Raw genomic sequence first — 15637 nt, forward strand, 5'->3', positions numbered from 1 at the left:
CTCCTTACCATGTCAGCAATGATGCAACCCGCTCTGCTATTAAACGGTATCCTTCTGTATTTGGATGAAACTTATCTGTATAGAGGTAATCATTTACCTTTAACTCAAATAAATCAAAGGTCGGTACAAAAACAACCTTTGGAAAAGAAGCACTTACTTCGGCACTTTGATAATTCCAATGAAGTACAATTTGTGATATTTCTTTTCCTTCATCAAGGTCAATAAATGGGTTATACAATCCGATTAAAAATACTGTTGCTTCACTATTTACCTTTTGAATCTGCTGGAGGATAAACTGTAAATTTTCGATATATTTCTTCTCTACTTCCTCAATATCCGCCATCGTTTCGTATTCAATTAGGCCTTGTCCACCCTGAAACAAATCATTTCCGCCTATTGTAACTAGTACATAATCTGCTGTTCCAATTTGGCGTTGAACCTCTGCCTCTTTTACCTGTTCTTTTAATTGATTGGAGCGCTGTCCAATTATTCCTAAGTTCGTAAGCTTTACAGGCTGATTTGATTTTTCCTGGATTTCATCCACTAGGACACCAACATAGCCTTTACCTGTCTCATCCCCAGTTCCTCTTGTTAAGGAGTCACCAAGAGCAACAATCGTTAATTCGTTCTTATTTTCTTCCTTCTCCGCTATTGTTTTGGGCTGTGAAATCGTGTCAGGTTTTCCTGCATAAAATTCACCTACCGCCACGCCTAATCCACCCAACCAAAGAAGGCAGAAAAAAACAGCAACGAAAGTGGTTACCCCTATGAGTTTTTTATTCAAACCACTCATCCTTTCCTGGTGATTTCTACCTATAATTTAATCATAATTTATATAAGAAAGAAAAATTTCACATAAAAAAAATAGGCCATTTAACTGGCCTTAAATACAATAAGTAACAAGAATTATAAAATCCCCTTATCTTTCGCTTCTTTCAACCAGGATGGAAATTCATCAAGGAGTTTATTATATAATTCCTCATCGGATATTTTCACAATATCTTTAATATGGAAAAAGTTTGCATTATCAATGAAACGGCCTTCCATTGTGTCTAATTTTTCAAGTGTCTCAAAGTTAGAATCCCCTATACCCACGAACTGCCAAAAAATTGGTTTTGAAGACGAGTTTACTATTGGTTTCTTAATAGTCTTTTTACAGCCACCATCATTAATAAAGACGATAAATGCTGGTTCTTTAGATGGTTGTTCCAGTGTATATTTTTGGATGACATCTTCCATTACTGACGGTTCATCATTTCTGCCAAATTTATGGATTAAATCGTTCTTTAATATGTAATCTTCAACATAATTGTCAAAGTCTCTTTCTGTCACTGACTTTAATCGGGAAAACTCGTTATCGTACACCCATACATCTAAAGTTCCATCATCATCAAACTTACTAGCGACTGCTAGAATTCGTTCAACAACTTTTTGCACGGTTCCATTTTTGTAGAGATTCCTCATTGAACCCGAAATATCAAGCACCAATCCAACTCTAGCAACAACATCCGTTAACTTCTTTTTTTCTAAAATTACCCCAACAGTCTTTTTCATCAAATTAATCGTGGCCATTACAATTCCTCCTTTTCATTCATCTACTATAATTATACTATAATTGAAAAATATGTAATAAAAACCACAAATAAACCGGTCTCCATTGGAAACCGGTTTTTACTCTGGTATTAAACTGTTACAAGTTCTTTTTGAGTCTCTTCTTCTAGGCTGCCCATTGGACCGAAGAATTCAAAGTTAATTCTCTCTTCACTAACTCCTAAATCTTTTAAAGCACGGTTAGTTGCTTTCATGAACGGAACCGGACCACAGAAATAGAAGTCTGCATCGTTAACAGGGACATTTTTTTCAAGCCATTCCTTCGTGATATAGCCTTCTACATCAAAACGATTGTTCTTGCGATCCTCTTCAGTTGGTGCATCATAAAACACAAATGAAGTCACATTTTCAAGCGAAGATAATGTCTCAACCTCTTCTTTTAATGCATGAACATTGCTGTTTGCTGCCGCATGGATGAATGAAACCTTGCGCTCAGGCTGAACTTCCACCACAGTTTTAAGCATACTTAACATTGGCGTTAAGCCTACACCACCGCTTAACAATACGACAGGTGTATTTTTTTCAGTATTAAGAACAAAGTCCCCTGCAGGAGCACTCACTTTAAGAACGTCCCCTTCCTTTATAGAGTCATGCAGGTGATTAGAGACCATACCATCAGGATTACTTGTACCTGCTTCGCGTTTCACGCTAATACGGTAATATCCTTTACCAGGTGCATCTGAAAGGCTATATTGACGAATATGCGTATACTCTTCATCAGCAATTTCTAACTTTATACTAATATACTGACCGGGAAGGAAGTGTGAAATTTCCTTCTCATCCTCTGGTTTTAAATAGAAGGAAGTGATAACATCACTCTCAATGACTTTGCGATCAACAATAAAGTTGCGGAAACCGTCCCAGCCGCCATTCTGGTTTGCAGCTTCTTCATACATTTCCGCCTCAACACTAATAAAGGCATCCGCAATAACCCCATATGCCTGTGCCCAAGCATCAATGATTTCGTCCGTTGCCGCATCACCTAATACATCTTTAATGGCTAGTAATAGATGCTTTCCGACGATTGGATAATGTTCTGCTTTAATTCCAAGACTTCTATGTTTATGGGCAATTTGTTTAACAACGGGCAATATAGCTTCAAGGTTATCAATATATTGAGCAGCAGCATAAACAGTTCCGGCTAGTGCCTTCTGCTGTCTGCCCTGCTTTTGATTCGCATGGTTAAAGATATTTAATAACTCAGGATGATTTCCAAACATTAATTGATAAAAGCGAGTGGTAATGGTTTCACCATGTTGTTCTAAAACAGGTACCGTTGATTTAATAATGTTAATAGTATTTTGTTCTAACATTTTTAACACTCCTTATGTAGTTATCACTATTTATATAGTGATATTATATGAAATAACACACAAGGAGTAAGTGATGTGAATCACACGTTATTATTTTTAGATAAATAGAACTATTTTTCTATAAATAAGTGCAACCTTACTTTTGTACTTATTCTGTTTTCGCAAACACACAGGTATCTCTTATTTCTTTTCCATCCGCCGAGACTCCCTCATTTATTAGGATTCCTTCCAGAGTATATCCTAAGCGTTCTGGGATTGCCCTGCTTCTAGAATTGTTGGAATCACAGCGGATTTCTACTCGTTTGGCATTTAGTTCATCAAATGCAAATTGAGTTATTCTTTCCACTGCTTCGGTTATATACCCCTTTCCTGAATGCCGAGTATCAATCCAGTAACCAATTTCGAACTTTGGGATCTCCCAATTGATTCGATGCAAACCAGATGAGCCAATAAATTCTCCTGTTTCTCGATTAAATAACAGAAGTCTTAAGTCCTCACGTGTTAAGAACTTGGCGTGGGCTTCACGTATATTTTCTTCAATATCGTCTGCTGTTTGCTCAATATGTGCAAACGGCATGAACGGCTTTAATTCCGCAAGTGATGACTCAATCGCTTCATATACCACTTGTCCATCTCCAGGCATTGGCATCCGAATGAGCAGTCGATCACTGTAAAACTCACTTGGAAAATCAATTAAAATTGGTTTCATATTTTATTCCCCCTTTGTTTCATTAAATAGTTCAGCAAAACTTAAGGAAAATCCTTTTTTTCGACAAAAAAGAAACCCCTCCAAAATTGGAAGAGTCTCTCCTAAAAATTAATATGCTTTAGCCCAGTAAACCATTTTATCTGCAGGTTTTCCGCAGCATACACATGTATCAGCCACTTGATCTTGTTCGAATGGGATACATCTCGAAGTTGCCGTTGTTTCTTCTTTAATTTTTTCCTCACAAGCAAGTTCGCCACACCACATAGCTTTGATGAATCCAGGTTTAGATTCAAGCGATGTTTTTAGTTCATCCAGTGTAACCGCAACGGAAGTACGTTCTTCACGGTGTTGTAGAGCTTTGTTATAAAGGTTTGTTTGAATTTCATCGAGAAGTTCAACTAGCTTCGTTTCTAATTCAGCTAATGGAACAATCACCTTTTCTAACGTATCCCTTCTTACTAGGACAACTTGTTTATTTTCGATATCCTTTGGTCCAACTTCTAAGCGAACAGGAATACCCTTCATTTCATATTCATTGAATTTCCAGCCTGGCTTTTTGTCGCTGGCATCGATATCAACACGTGCAACTTTTGCCAAAGAATTTTTCAAGTCATAGGCAAAATCAAGCACACCTTCTTTATGCTGAGCGATTGGTACGATCATGACCTGTGTTGGTGCTGCCTTTGGCGGAATCACTAAACCGCGGTCGTCTCCGTGAACCATGATTAAGGCACCAATGATTCTTGTAGTAAAGCCCCATGATGTTTGATGGACATATTGCAATTTGCCTTCTTTATCTGTGTATTGAATATTGAAGGCTTCAGCAAATCCAGTACCAAAGTGGTGGGAAGTACCTGACTGTAATGCTTTACCATCATGCATTAAGCTTTCAATTGTAAACGTCGCTTTTGCACCAGCAAATTTTTCTTTTTCTGTTTTTTGACCTTTTACAACTGGAATGGCAAGGATTTCTTCACAAATTGCTGCATAGACGTTTAACATTTTAATGGTTTCTTCCATCGCATCTTCGTCTGTTGCATGGGCTGTATGGCCTTCCTGCCATAAAAACTCTAATGTACGTAAAAATGGACGAGTAGTTTTCTCCCAACGCACTACGTTTGCCCATTGGTTATAGAGCTTTGGTAAATCTCGATAGGAATGAATGATATTACTATAATGCTCACAGAAAAGTACTTCTGAAGTTGGGCGAACAACTAATCGCTCTGCGAGTTCATCTGAACCACCATGCGTTACCCAAGCTACTTCAGGTGCGAATCCTTCGACATGATCCTTTTCTTTTTGAAGCAGGCTTTCTGGAATAAACAGTGGCATATAAACATTTTCATGCCCTGTTTCTTTAATTCGACGATCCAATTCATTTTTAATATTATCCCAAAGAGCATATCCGTACGGACGAATGATCATCGAGCCGCGAACACTGGAATAGTCAATTAAGTCTGCTTTTGTTACAACATCTGTATACCACTGGGCGAAATCCTCATCCATGCTGGTTACGTCTTTTACAAATTCTTTTGTCATTATGACACCTCATTAATAAATTTGAATATAAAAAGGCCTTGATCCTCAAAAAGGGACCAAGGCCTGGCGGTACCACCCTAAATTTATAAAGCATTATGCTTCATACTCTCATCATGATAACGGAAATCATCCGCTTGTATCTTCAAAAAGATCCGATACAGAACTCCGAGGCAGGTTCAAATGATCGTCTTAAGAAACCTCACACCATTGGTTCCCTCTCTTTGTAAGACAACTCCACTTTACTAGTCCCCATCATCGTTTTAAATGTATTTTTGTCAAAATTATATATTTCCTGATGTTAAAAGTCAAATTATTTTTGGAATATTATTCTTTTAGTGGCAAATTGGCAAAGTTTCTGAGCTGATTGTAAAAGCGGGAGGTATTTTTGTAAAAGATGTGCCGGTTTTTGTAAAAGAAGCTTCAATTTTCGTAAAATATGCCCCAGTTTTTGTTAAAGGGATAACGATTTTTGTTAAACCACTCCCCATTTATATTAAACTGCCGATTTTCTTTCCAACAACATAAAAAAGCACGCTGAAATTTACCTCAGCGTGCATTCCCTTTACATATGAGTGGACTGGTCTACTATGCTGTCTTTATTTTTCCTAAATGGCCACCAGTTTGCTTCTCCAAATGTTTTGACCATAACTGGTACAAAAAGCGGGAGAATCACTAGTGCATATAGAGACAGGCCAATCAATAGGATTGCCGCGATTTCAAGCAACGATAATACCCCAGCTGGCATCATTGCAGCGAAGGTTCCACCTAAGATAACCGCAGCCGAGATAATAACTGTTCCCATTTTCTTCATTGCCTGAAGGATCGCTTGCTCAACCGACATATGCTTGAATTCATTAAAGCGGTCCATCAAGAAAATACTGTAGTCGATACCAAGTGCTATTAAGATGACAAAGGCAAAGAACGGAACAGCCCAGCTGATACCCGTGTAACCCAACCAGTTTACAAAGATGACCTCTGAAATGGCCATAGAAGTATAGTAGGTTAAGATTAATGAACCGATTAGATAAAGCGGCATGATGATCGAGCGGAAAAGAATCATTAAAATAATCGTTATCCCAATTAGCATGAAAACAACGGTCCTGGAGTAATCACCTTCAGAAATGGTGTCAAGATCGTGATGCATACTAGAAACACCGCCGACTGCCACTTTTGCATTCTCAAGCTTTGTATCCTTCACTACTCGTTCTACTGCTTCCTTAATTTCAGGAATTCGATTGAGCGCTTCGTTTGAATATGGATTTTTATTAAAGACTACATCAATTGTCATTACTTTACGATCTTTAGACATATAAGCATCAAGTGACTGTTCGAAGTCCTTGCTATCAAGTACATCCTGTGGAATATAAAATCCAGTTTGCTCTTGCTCCGATACACCAGCTAAGTACTCTTGAGCTGACTCAAGGCCATCATGGACTTGATTTAAACCATCCGCGCTTTGTGTTAGCCCATCCGTTAACTGGGTAATCTGGCTGCCCATGTCTTTAAAACCATTCAATATTTGCTCTTGGCCATTATTTAATCCATTTAGTCCGCTAGAAAGCTGTGGAAGGCTCTGAACAATTTGTCCTTGGCCATTTTCCATTGCATAAAGGCCCGTTTCAATCTCAGAAAGTCCTTTTACTAGCTCTTCCATTCCCTTAACAAGAGCCTCCTGACCAACTATGGCTTCGTTAAAATTACTATTTAATTGGCTAAAGCTTCCTGCTAATTGTGCTGCAACCGTTTGTAACCCTGGTTGGTCTTGGGTACCTTGGATTGTCATTTTTAATGCAAGATAATTTGGATTTCCAAGAACTTCAGGCAGATCTGTTTCGAGATTAGTAAAATAGTGATTTGTCGCTCCTAGTGTATTGTTAATGGAACTGATTCCAGCTGCTACCTGTTTATAGCCGTCGAGTAATTTCTGACTGCCTGCTAAAACCTTTGATGATTCAGTTTTGATAACTTCTAATCCTTCTCTAACTTGAGTTGTTCCTGAGGCACCTTGTTCTAATCCATCTTCAATTTTCGCAAGGTTGGTTTGAATGGTTCCCATTCCAGACTGCAATTGATTTGTGCCTGAAATAAGCTGACTAATACCGTCTGTGGCTGCTTCCATTTTCGGCTGATTGGCTTTTAGTTGGCCACCAGCTTCAGACAAACCATCGCTGATTTGCTGGATTCCGTCATTCCCTTGAACAAGCCCTTCTTCTAAACTTTTAACCTGACCTGAAATATATAGTTCATCTATTGGCTCGCCCATTGGTCTTGTGACAGAACGAACAACGTCTACATCATCAATCTTAGCAAGCTCTAGGCTGATTTTTTCAGTCAAAGCAATATAATCTGAGGAATTCAATTCATCATCATTTTTGATGACAATTTGGGTAGGCATCGATTCACCAGGACCAAAAGAATCAGAGATGATATTAAATCCTTTAATAGAATGAAAGTCATCGCCTATTTCCTCTAAAGAGTTAAAGGACAGCTCCCCATCATAAGTAAATAAAGCAGGAACTGAAATAACAGCTACTATAATCAGGGCGATTAATGGACGTGCTAAAGCAAACTTTCCCGTAACTCCCCATAATTTGCTATCCCCATGTTCGAGCTTCCCTTTTGATGGCCAGAACAGCTTTTTCCCTAAGACAGCCATAAAAAATGGGACGACAGTGAATAGTGCTAGTAATAGAATAGCGACTCCTATCGCTACAGCTGCTGCTGATTTGTATAGTTGGAACGTTGAAAAACCGATAGAAGCAAACCCGATCATAACAGCTAAACCACTGAACAAGACAGTTTTACCTGCATTTTTATAAGTAGTAATAATTGCTTCTACCACACTATCATTCTTCGATAATTCCTCTTTAAACCGACTTAATAGTAAAATACAATAATCCGTCCCAATCCCGAAAAGAACAGCAACTAGAAAGATCTGAGTAAAGGTGGATAGTGGAAAATCCACTTTATCCACTAGAATCGCCACAATCGATTGCGCAGTGAGATAACTGAATCCAACTGTCACTAAAGGAATAATCGGAGCAATGATTGATCGGAACACAAGTAACAGGACAACTAAAATGAAAACTACGGTAATTCCCTCCGTTTTCTTTAAACCCTCCTGAGAGTTGGTAACAAGGTCCTCCCCAATCATCCAGTTTCCCGTATAGTAATGATCAAGCCTCACATCATCAATCGCCTTATATAAATCCTCGGTGATTTCTTTCCCTTCACGGCCATTTGCTGTAACATTCATGGAAACCAGAATGGTTGTTCCGTCTTCTGATACAAGCTGATCCTTTAATGCTTCTTGATTAAAATGTGATAAGATCTCTGTAATCCCTAATTCATCTTGATTTTTTTCCAGCTGTTTTACAGCATTTTCAGCATTTGCAAAGTCTTTTTCTGTTAGCTTTTTATCGCTATGAAATACTAAAGCCGTTTGCAAATCGCTGCCTTTATTTTCATCTGATTGGACTTCACTAAGGATATCCTCTGCTAATGTGGAAGAATATCCATCTGGAACATTGATCTGCCCTTTCTCTCGAACGAGTTTTTCCATGTTCGGTGCAACCATAAAGAGTGCGGCAATAATGACTATCCAAGCGATTAGAATAAACCATTTTCCTTTGATGATAGCTCTCATACCCTATTCCCCCATTTCTTCCTTGCACATGTTGTCTAAAATGACAGCTAATTTTTCATAGGTCTCGATAAAACTTTTAATTTCACTTTCTTCAAATTGAGTGATAAAGCACTCGACTAACTGATGAACTTTTTCCTCCGTAATTTGATGTAACTCTTTACCTTCATCGGTTAATGTTAAATAGATAACCCTGCGATCGGTTTCATCTCTGGTCCTGTCAATCAAACCTTTTTCCACCAGTCGATTGATGATGGCAGTAATTGCACTTTTATTTACATAAAACGCCTCAGCTAATTCAGATGACGTGCATTTTCCTTGTTCATGTATATAACCTAATATGTAAAGTTGATCCGTAGTCAGATCATCTCCAATATGTGCCTTTATTAAGGCACCCGCTTTCTTATCTACCCGGAACGAGACTGACACGTAGCGGTCAATCAAATCTTGAACCTTGAAGTCGGCCATTGATGTCTTCACCTCTATATATATTAGTTTAACAGTTTAACTATTCACTCGTTTAACTATATTTCATCATATTAAAGATGTCAATAAAAATAGGTCAGCCGAAGCTAACCTATTTTTGATTCCCTATTATTATGCTTTCGGATAAAGAATTTCATCGATTATTCCATATTCTTTTGCTTCTTCAGCACTCATAAAATAATCTCGATCGGTATCCTTGGCAACTTTTTCAACAGGTTGACCTGTCCTTTCAGCGATGATTTGATTTAGATGTTCACGTAATTTTAAAATCCTCTTGGCAGTAATTTCGATTTCCGTTGCCTGACCACGTGCACCGCCTAATGGCTGGTGAATCATAATCTCACTATTTGGCAAAGCATAACGTTTCCCTTTCGTTCCCGCTAACAATAACATCGCTCCAAATGAGGCAGCCATTCCTGTACAAATGGTTCTTACCTGAGGCTGAATATACTGCATCGTATCAAAAATCGCAAAACCAGCGGATGTTGAGCCTCCGGGACTGTTGATATAAAGAGAGATTTCTTTATCTGGTGCATCTGCCGCTAAAAATAATAATTGGGCGACAACACTGTTTGCTATATGATCATTGATTTCATCACCAATAATAATAATTCGGTCCTTTAACAGTCGAGAATAAATATCATACGACCGTTCCCCACGGTTCGATTGTTCAATCACATATGGAATTGTACTCATTTCATGATCCTCCTAAAAGCTGTTTTATGGCTAAGCAGCCATGCAGAGAGTGCTAGAAGGAGTTTGTCTTGAGATGGTTTGGAGTTTCGGTTGTTCTGTAATGCAATGAAGGGAGGGAAGCGCTTCGATTAAAATAGAAGGGTCCTGAGATTCTAACGATTCCTTAAACAGCAACTCTAACTGCTCCCGTTCCTCTTCATCCCACAAAAGCGCAAGAGATTTCTTCTCATCGATTCCTTTTTCTACACGCTTCTTAGTTCGATGCAGACTTGCTTTCACTGCCATTTCTGTAGTACCGAGAATGTCGGCAATTTCCTTAATTTGATAGAGGAATCCCTCTTTTAATAATAATATGACTGCCTGTTTCGGGGAAAAATTCTCTATCAATAGTTCTACAACACCCGATCGGTTTTCTTTCCGGTCATCACTTATCTGTTCAGATTCCATTTCGGTTGTTATCTTTTTTCTCTTCCGAACAACATCAATCCAATGATGGTAGGCAATTTTATTAAGTAATGCAGGTGACATCATTTTATTTCCACTGTATTTTAATGCTTTCACAAAGGTTTCTTGGGCAATATCGTCTCCATCCCATTTGTTCTGGGCAAGGAAGTGACAATAGCGCTTAAGCTTTGGATAAAAATCGGTCCAAAAAATATCCTCGTTTCTTTCATCCAACTGCTCTGTGGTGTAGGGAACAACTTTCTTCGACATTCCAGTTCACTCCTTTAGCACTCTCTACCCTATAAACGCTTTAACAGGGTTAAAAAGATACGGGTGGGGAAAAAATTTTTTATTTATTATATGATGAAATTGTATCACGATTCTTTTTTAAGAAAAAAAGAAAACTGAATAGGTTTTTGCCCGATTCAGTTCATACATTCAATGAGACTATTCACTTACTAGAAAATCCGAAATATGCTTTCCGATCCAATGCATCAATTGTTTAGCAGAATATTGATCCAATAGCCCATCCATCATAACGGCCACATACACTCTTCTGCCCCGAAATTCCAAAATGGCACAATCGTGTTCAATAGCTGGAAGCTCTCCTGTTTTATTTAAGATCGTAATTTTTTCCTGATCCATTCTCTCTGGTAGCTTATTTTTGAATTGTTGACTTTTCAATATTTCTCGCGCGATAACGGTTCCTTCGAATCCAATCGTAAAATTTAATCCATTCAACAGCTTAAGACAGTGGATCATCTCTAGCGGACTGGTTAGATTGTCCTTTCCCTTTTCCATCGCGGTAAAGTCCATCATTTTTCGCTGAAGGACCGTATTGGTCAAACCAACCTGTTTGAATTTATCATTGATCGCATCCATACCAATTAAATCGATAATTAGATTCGTCGCGGTATTGTCTGAAACGGTAATCATCAACGTCAGTAAATCCTGAATGGACAGAGAAGCATTTTTGGAAAGTGCCTGGATGACCCCAGCCCCCCCAACTTTACTATTTTCGGAAATCGTAATCACTTCATCTAAATCTATTTCACCATTCTTAGCTTTTATCAGTCCCGCTAATAAAATCGGGAGCTTAATAATGCTGGCAGACGGAAATAATTGATCCCCATTGATTGTGAAGTTTTCACCGTCTTGCACTTCAATAGCCAAACCAATTCTCCCATTGAATCCTTTCAGTTCAGCGTTAATATACTCGAGTAATTTTTTCATCGCTTACCTCGTAACCGCCACTTGTGAATAATCATTGTTACCCGTTTTCTTTTTATCAAATAAATGGCAGGCAACAAAATGATTAGATTCCACTTCCTGCCAGACTGGTTTTTCATGGGCACATATTTCCATTGCCACTGGACAACGAGTTCGGAAAACACAACCGCTAGGTGGATCGATTGGGCTAGGAAGCTCTCCCTTTAAAATGATCCGCTCACGCCGGTCCTCAATGTCCGGATCTGGAATAGGAATCGCTGAAAGTAAAGCCTGAGTATAAGGATGCATCGGTTTCTTATATAACTCGTTGCTGTCGGTTAACTCTACTAATTGCCCAAGATACATAACCCCGATTCTGTCACTTATTTGTTTCACCATTGACAGGTCATGGGCAATAAAAAGATAGGTTAATCCTTTTTCATTTTGCAGCCGCTTGAGTAGGTTTACGACCTGTGCTTGTACGGAAACATCAAGAGCAGATATCGGTTCATCTGCAATAATAAATTCAGGGTCTAAAGCCAGTGCACGGGCAATTCCAATCCGCTGCCGCTGACCTCCGCTAAATTCATGCGGATAGCGGTTTGCATGATCACGATTTAAACCAACATCCTCTAATAATTGATATACACGGTTCAACCGTTCCTGTTTATTTGAATACATTCCATGAACTTCCATAGGTTCTGAAATGATCTCCTTTACGGTTGACCTTGGGTTCAAGGACGCATAGGGATCTTGAAAAATCATTTGCATTTGCCGGTGAAATTCATGTCTTTCCTTACTCTTTAACGAATGGATGTTTTTCCCGTTAAAAATGACTTCGCCTTCAGTTAGGTCATACAGACCTATAATGGTCCTGCCAGCCGTGGATTTCCCACAGCCAGATTCCCCAACAATCCCGAGTGTCTCCCCTTTATTAATATGAAAGGAAACGCCGTCAACGGCTTTTAAAACCCTCCCTTTTCCAAAGGAAAAATGTTTCTTTAAATTCGTTACTTCTAATAATTTGCCCATTAGGATTCCTCCGTCTCAACCCAATAACGTCTAGCCACACAAAGTTCACGTTCATAAATAGTCCCAGCTAACGGAATAATCTCAATCGTTTTTCCCGTATTAGGAGAATGAAGTAACTTTCCATCCCCATAATAGATTCCTACATGGTGAATGCTGCCCTTTCCTTCTTGATAAGCAAAAAACAGTAAATCACCAGGTTTTATATCTGAAAGGTCAATATTCATCCCTGCGTTCGCTTGGTCGTGGGCATCACGAGGAATCAAATAGCCATTTGCCTTACACATTGAATAGCTAAAACCTGAACAATCATACCCAAAGCTGCTCATTCCCGCCCACAAGTAGGGAAGGTTTAGAAATTTTTCTCCAGCAGTGACAATATCCTTGCCATTTCCTTTACGGCGTTCAGCATAAGATTCAGCAATCTCCACATTTTCAATAGCTAGTGAATCTAATCCATCCGGAGTCCGTACCAACGCTTTACCATCCTCTACTTTTATAAACGGAAGGATCGTTTGATAAGATAGCTCTATATCCGTCCTTTTCGTTAGTTGCGCCATTGGACTTGAAATTACCACAACAGGTCCTTTCTTCAAATTCCAATCTGCCGATGGCTTCACCAACTGAGCGCTAGGTACCCAGCCTGGATAACCCGATTTATTTTTTGAAGTAGATTGGTCAGGAATAATCACCTGTGACCAGTTCTCAACTTCCTCCACAACAAATACCTCTTCTCCATATAAAAGCTGGGTCTGAACCAGGTTTTGTTCACATAATCCAAGCCTCGTCTCATAGGTTAATCCTTCTAACCATTTATTGATTTCAACCGGGTTTGATATCGCAGGAGAATCTATTTCTCTTGCAGAATTATAAGATGTCCAAACCGTTGCAACTGGAACATTGACAATCCTTCTATCCAAGGGTAACCCCTCCTTCGACCATTACATTCTTAATTCCAAGACCGGGTGACTCAGGAAATGTGATGAAACGTTTATGATAGTGAATCCCACCATCGACAATGTCTTTTGCCAGCATGAGCGGAGCATCAAAGTCGAAACGGGTGATATTTTGTTTACTTGCAGCAAAATGAGCAGCGGCAGTAATCCCTACTCTGGTTTCAATCATACTGCCTACCATACATTCGACACCACAGGTTTCTGCCAGGTGATTTATAATCTGTGCTTGGTAGATCCCGCCGGCTTTCATTAGCTTAATGTTAATTAAATCAGCACTTCTTGTTTTTAAAACTTCGAATGCCTGCTTTGGTGTAAAAACACTTTCATCTGCCATGATCAGTGTATCTACTGAATCAGTAACTTTTTTTAACCCCTCAATGTCATGAGCTTTAACCGGCTGTTCAACCAGTTCGATTCTTAGATCACTGTCCTCCATCTTGCGTATTGCCCGAATGGCATCCTTAGCAGTCCAACCTTGATTAGCATCAAGGCGAATTTTCACTTCGCTCCCTACGCGTCTCCTAATCTCTTTAATTCGTTCGATATCCATTGAAACATTATCTTTTCCAACCTTCACCTTTAAGACATCAAAGCCCTTTTGGATATAGGATACAGCATCGTCTCCCATTTCTTCAGGACCATTAACACTTACGGTAAAATCAGTTTCCAACTCTTTCTTGGATCCGCCTAGGAACTGATAAAGCGGCAGCCTGCAATTCTGTGACAAGCAATCATATAAGGCCATATCGACTGCTGCTTTCGCACTCGGATTCCCAACCAAAATGCTGTTTATTCCTTGAAAAAGAGTTTCATAGTTTAATAGACTTTTATTTTCCAAAAATGGTTTGATAACATGTTGAATGGAATACTCAATACTTGAAAGACTATCACCGGTTATGACAACGGTCGGTGGCGCTTCTCCCCAGCCAATCACGCCATTATCACAGGTTATTTTGACCATAATCGCTTCGGCAGTGGTTACCGTACGAAGCGCTGTTTTAAATGGTTTTATTAACGGGACAGCTGTGCGAAATGTTTGAATTTGATCAATAATCATCCTCTTCCCACCTTTTATTTTATGCCGCTTTCGACAATTAGTCTTTTTTCATCAGTAGAAAATGTTGCTGTTACACCTAGTGGAACTGAAATATGTGGATTGCAATGACCGATATTAAAACCTTTTAAAGCAGGTTTATTGGCAAGCTCCACATAGTGGGCAATAACCTCGTCAAGGGTTAAAGAGAATTCCCTTTTTGATACGCAATCACAAAAATCTCCCACTAATATCCCAGTGACAGAATCAAGTTTTCCCGCCATTTTGAGTTGATTCAACATTCGATCCACCGAACGTGGTTCTTCATTAATATCTTCTATTAGCAATATTTTTCCGTTTGTATCAATTTCATAAGATGTTCCCAGTGTACTTACTAAAAGGGATAAATTCCCGCCAACTAACTCACCTTGAGCCTGTCCTTGTACTAAAGTTTCTAAAGGTGATAGTTCATTGGAATAAATAAGTTCTTTCTGCTCGAACAATTGATGAAAACCCTCTTTGGATAACGGGTGCGTCCCTTCTTTACCAATATCAGATCCTAGCATCGGACCATGGAAGGTTACAAGATCCGCTTCTTGGCGTATGGCTGTATGCAAAAATGTAATATCACTATAACCCCAGAAAATTTTTGGATTCTTTTTCACAAGATCAAAATCAATGTAAGGAGCAATTCTAGCCGTCCCATAGCCACCTGAAGCACAAAAGATTGCCTTTACCTCAGTATCGAGAAACATGTCATGCAGATCATTTAATCTCTCTTGATCAGTACCTGCTAAATAACCATATTTTTGGTCGACAGCCTTCCCCACTTTCACACTAAGTCCAATTTCTTTTAAAAATGCAATCCCTCGTTCTAGGTTTTCATGATTCGGCGGACTTGCCGGAGCAATCACACCCACCGTATCACCTTTTTTCAGACGATTAGGCTTAAGTAAAGTCATTTTATAA

At 39.0% G+C, this 15637-nt stretch carries 14 protein-coding genes and 1 other annotated feature; all 14 genes read right to left on the reverse strand.

Annotated features, from left to right (window positions below):
* Positions 1–4: 4 nt before the first annotated feature.
* Positions 5–784, reverse strand: coding sequence for an SGNH/GDSL hydrolase family protein (locus ACWM35_RS00710; protein ID WP_454814500.1), 780 nt, complete (start codon positions 782–784; stop codon positions 5–7).
* Between the two features lie 122 nt (positions 785–906).
* On the reverse strand, positions 907–1572 hold the full coding sequence (locus ACWM35_RS00715; RefSeq protein ID WP_454814502.1) for a vWA domain-containing protein: 666 nt from the start codon (positions 1570–1572) through the stop codon (positions 907–909).
* Positions 1573–1682: 110 nt separating this feature from the next.
* Positions 1683–2924, reverse strand: a complete 1242-nt coding sequence (gene hmpA, locus ACWM35_RS00720; protein ID WP_454814504.1) for an NO-inducible flavohemoprotein — start codon at positions 2922–2924, stop codon at positions 1683–1685.
* A gap of 148 nt (positions 2925–3072) precedes the next feature.
* Positions 3073–3633 carry a GNAT family N-acetyltransferase gene (locus ACWM35_RS00725; RefSeq protein ID WP_454814506.1) on the reverse strand — a complete coding sequence of 187 codons (561 nt, stop codon included), beginning with the start codon at positions 3631–3633 and terminating at the stop codon, positions 3073–3075.
* 108 nt (positions 3634–3741) lie between these two features.
* Positions 3742–5172: a proline--tRNA ligase gene (gene proS, locus ACWM35_RS00730; RefSeq protein ID WP_454814508.1), complete on the reverse strand. Its 1431-nt coding sequence runs from the start codon at positions 5170–5172 to the stop codon at positions 3742–3744.
* 48 nt (positions 5173–5220) lie between these two features.
* Positions 5221–5437, reverse strand: a binding site (T-box leader).
* Positions 5438–5734: 297 nt separating this feature from the next.
* Positions 5735–8818 carry an MMPL family transporter gene (locus ACWM35_RS00735; protein ID WP_454814510.1) on the reverse strand — a complete coding sequence of 1028 codons (3084 nt, stop codon included), beginning with the start codon at positions 8816–8818 and terminating at the stop codon, positions 5735–5737.
* Between the two features lie 3 nt (positions 8819–8821).
* Positions 8822–9283: a MarR family winged helix-turn-helix transcriptional regulator gene (locus tag ACWM35_RS00740; RefSeq protein ID WP_454814512.1), complete on the reverse strand. Its 462-nt coding sequence runs from the start codon at positions 9281–9283 to the stop codon at positions 8822–8824.
* 129 nt (positions 9284–9412) lie between these two features.
* Positions 9413–9997, reverse strand: a complete 585-nt coding sequence (gene clpP, locus ACWM35_RS00745) for an ATP-dependent Clp endopeptidase proteolytic subunit ClpP (RefSeq protein WP_454814514.1) — start codon at positions 9995–9997, stop codon at positions 9413–9415.
* Between the two features lie 30 nt (positions 9998–10027).
* Positions 10028–10711 (reverse strand): sigma-70 family RNA polymerase sigma factor, encoded by a 684-nt coding sequence (locus ACWM35_RS00750; protein ID WP_454814516.1) that lies wholly within the window; start codon positions 10709–10711, stop codon positions 10028–10030.
* A gap of 177 nt (positions 10712–10888) precedes the next feature.
* A complete protein-coding gene (locus ACWM35_RS00755) occupies positions 10889–11674 on the reverse strand; it encodes a serine hydrolase (RefSeq protein WP_454814518.1) in 786 nt (261 codons plus the stop codon).
* 3 nt (positions 11675–11677) lie between these two features.
* Positions 11678–12682, reverse strand: a complete 1005-nt coding sequence (locus ACWM35_RS00760) for an ABC transporter ATP-binding protein (RefSeq protein ID WP_454814519.1) — start codon at positions 12680–12682, stop codon at positions 11678–11680.
* Positions 12682–13599 (reverse strand): C40 family peptidase, encoded by a 918-nt coding sequence (locus ACWM35_RS00765; protein ID WP_454814521.1) that lies wholly within the window; start codon positions 13597–13599, stop codon positions 12682–12684. Before ACWM35_RS00765 ends, ACWM35_RS00760 begins: the two co-directional genes overlap by 1 nt.
* Positions 13592–14692 (reverse strand): dipeptide epimerase, encoded by a 1101-nt coding sequence (locus ACWM35_RS00770; RefSeq protein ID WP_454814523.1) that lies wholly within the window; start codon positions 14690–14692, stop codon positions 13592–13594. The genes ACWM35_RS00765 and ACWM35_RS00770 overlap by 8 nt, the downstream gene beginning before the upstream one ends.
* A 14-nt stretch (positions 14693–14706) precedes the next feature.
* Positions 14707–15630 carry a S66 peptidase family protein gene (locus ACWM35_RS00775; protein WP_454814525.1) on the reverse strand — a complete coding sequence of 308 codons (924 nt, stop codon included), beginning with the start codon at positions 15628–15630 and terminating at the stop codon, positions 14707–14709.
* Positions 15631–15637 lie beyond the last annotated feature (7 nt).

This window comes from Neobacillus sp. K501, from assembly GCF_053749995.1.

Excerpts from the sequence above, each read along its gene's own strand:
- ACWM35_RS00715 (WP_454814502.1), bottom strand. The coding sequence starts at position 1,572 with ATGGCCACGATTAATTTGATGAAAAAGACTGTTGGGGTAATTTTAGAA.
- hmpA (WP_454814504.1), bottom strand. The coding sequence starts at position 2,924 with ATGTTAGAACAAAATACTATTAACATTATTAAATCAACGGTACCTGTT.
- ACWM35_RS00725 (WP_454814506.1), bottom strand. The coding sequence starts at position 3,633 with ATGAAACCAATTTTAATTGATTTTCCAAGTGAGTTTTACAGTGATCGA.
- proS (WP_454814508.1), bottom strand. The coding sequence starts at position 5,172 with ATGACAAAAGAATTTGTAAAAGACGTAACCAGCATGGATGAGGATTTC.
- ACWM35_RS00735 (WP_454814510.1), bottom strand. The coding sequence starts at position 8,818 with ATGAGAGCTATCATCAAAGGAAAATGGTTTATTCTAATCGCTTGGATA.
- ACWM35_RS00740 (WP_454814512.1), bottom strand. The coding sequence starts at position 9,283 with ATGGCCGACTTCAAGGTTCAAGATTTGATTGACCGCTACGTGTCAGTC.
- clpP (WP_454814514.1), bottom strand. The coding sequence starts at position 9,997 with ATGAGTACAATTCCATATGTGATTGAACAATCGAACCGTGGGGAACGG.
- ACWM35_RS00750 (WP_454814516.1), bottom strand. The coding sequence starts at position 10,711 with ATGTCGAAGAAAGTTGTTCCCTACACCACAGAGCAGTTGGATGAAAGA.
- ACWM35_RS00755 (WP_454814518.1), bottom strand. The coding sequence starts at position 11,674 with ATGAAAAAATTACTCGAGTATATTAACGCTGAACTGAAAGGATTCAAT.
- ACWM35_RS00760 (WP_454814519.1), bottom strand. The coding sequence starts at position 12,682 with ATGGGCAAATTATTAGAAGTAACGAATTTAAAGAAACATTTTTCCTTT.
- ACWM35_RS00770 (WP_454814523.1), bottom strand. The coding sequence starts at position 14,692 with ATGATTATTGATCAAATTCAAACATTTCGCACAGCTGTCCCGTTAATA.
- ACWM35_RS00775 (WP_454814525.1), bottom strand. The coding sequence starts at position 15,630 with ATGACTTTACTTAAGCCTAATCGTCTGAAAAAAGGTGATACGGTGGGT.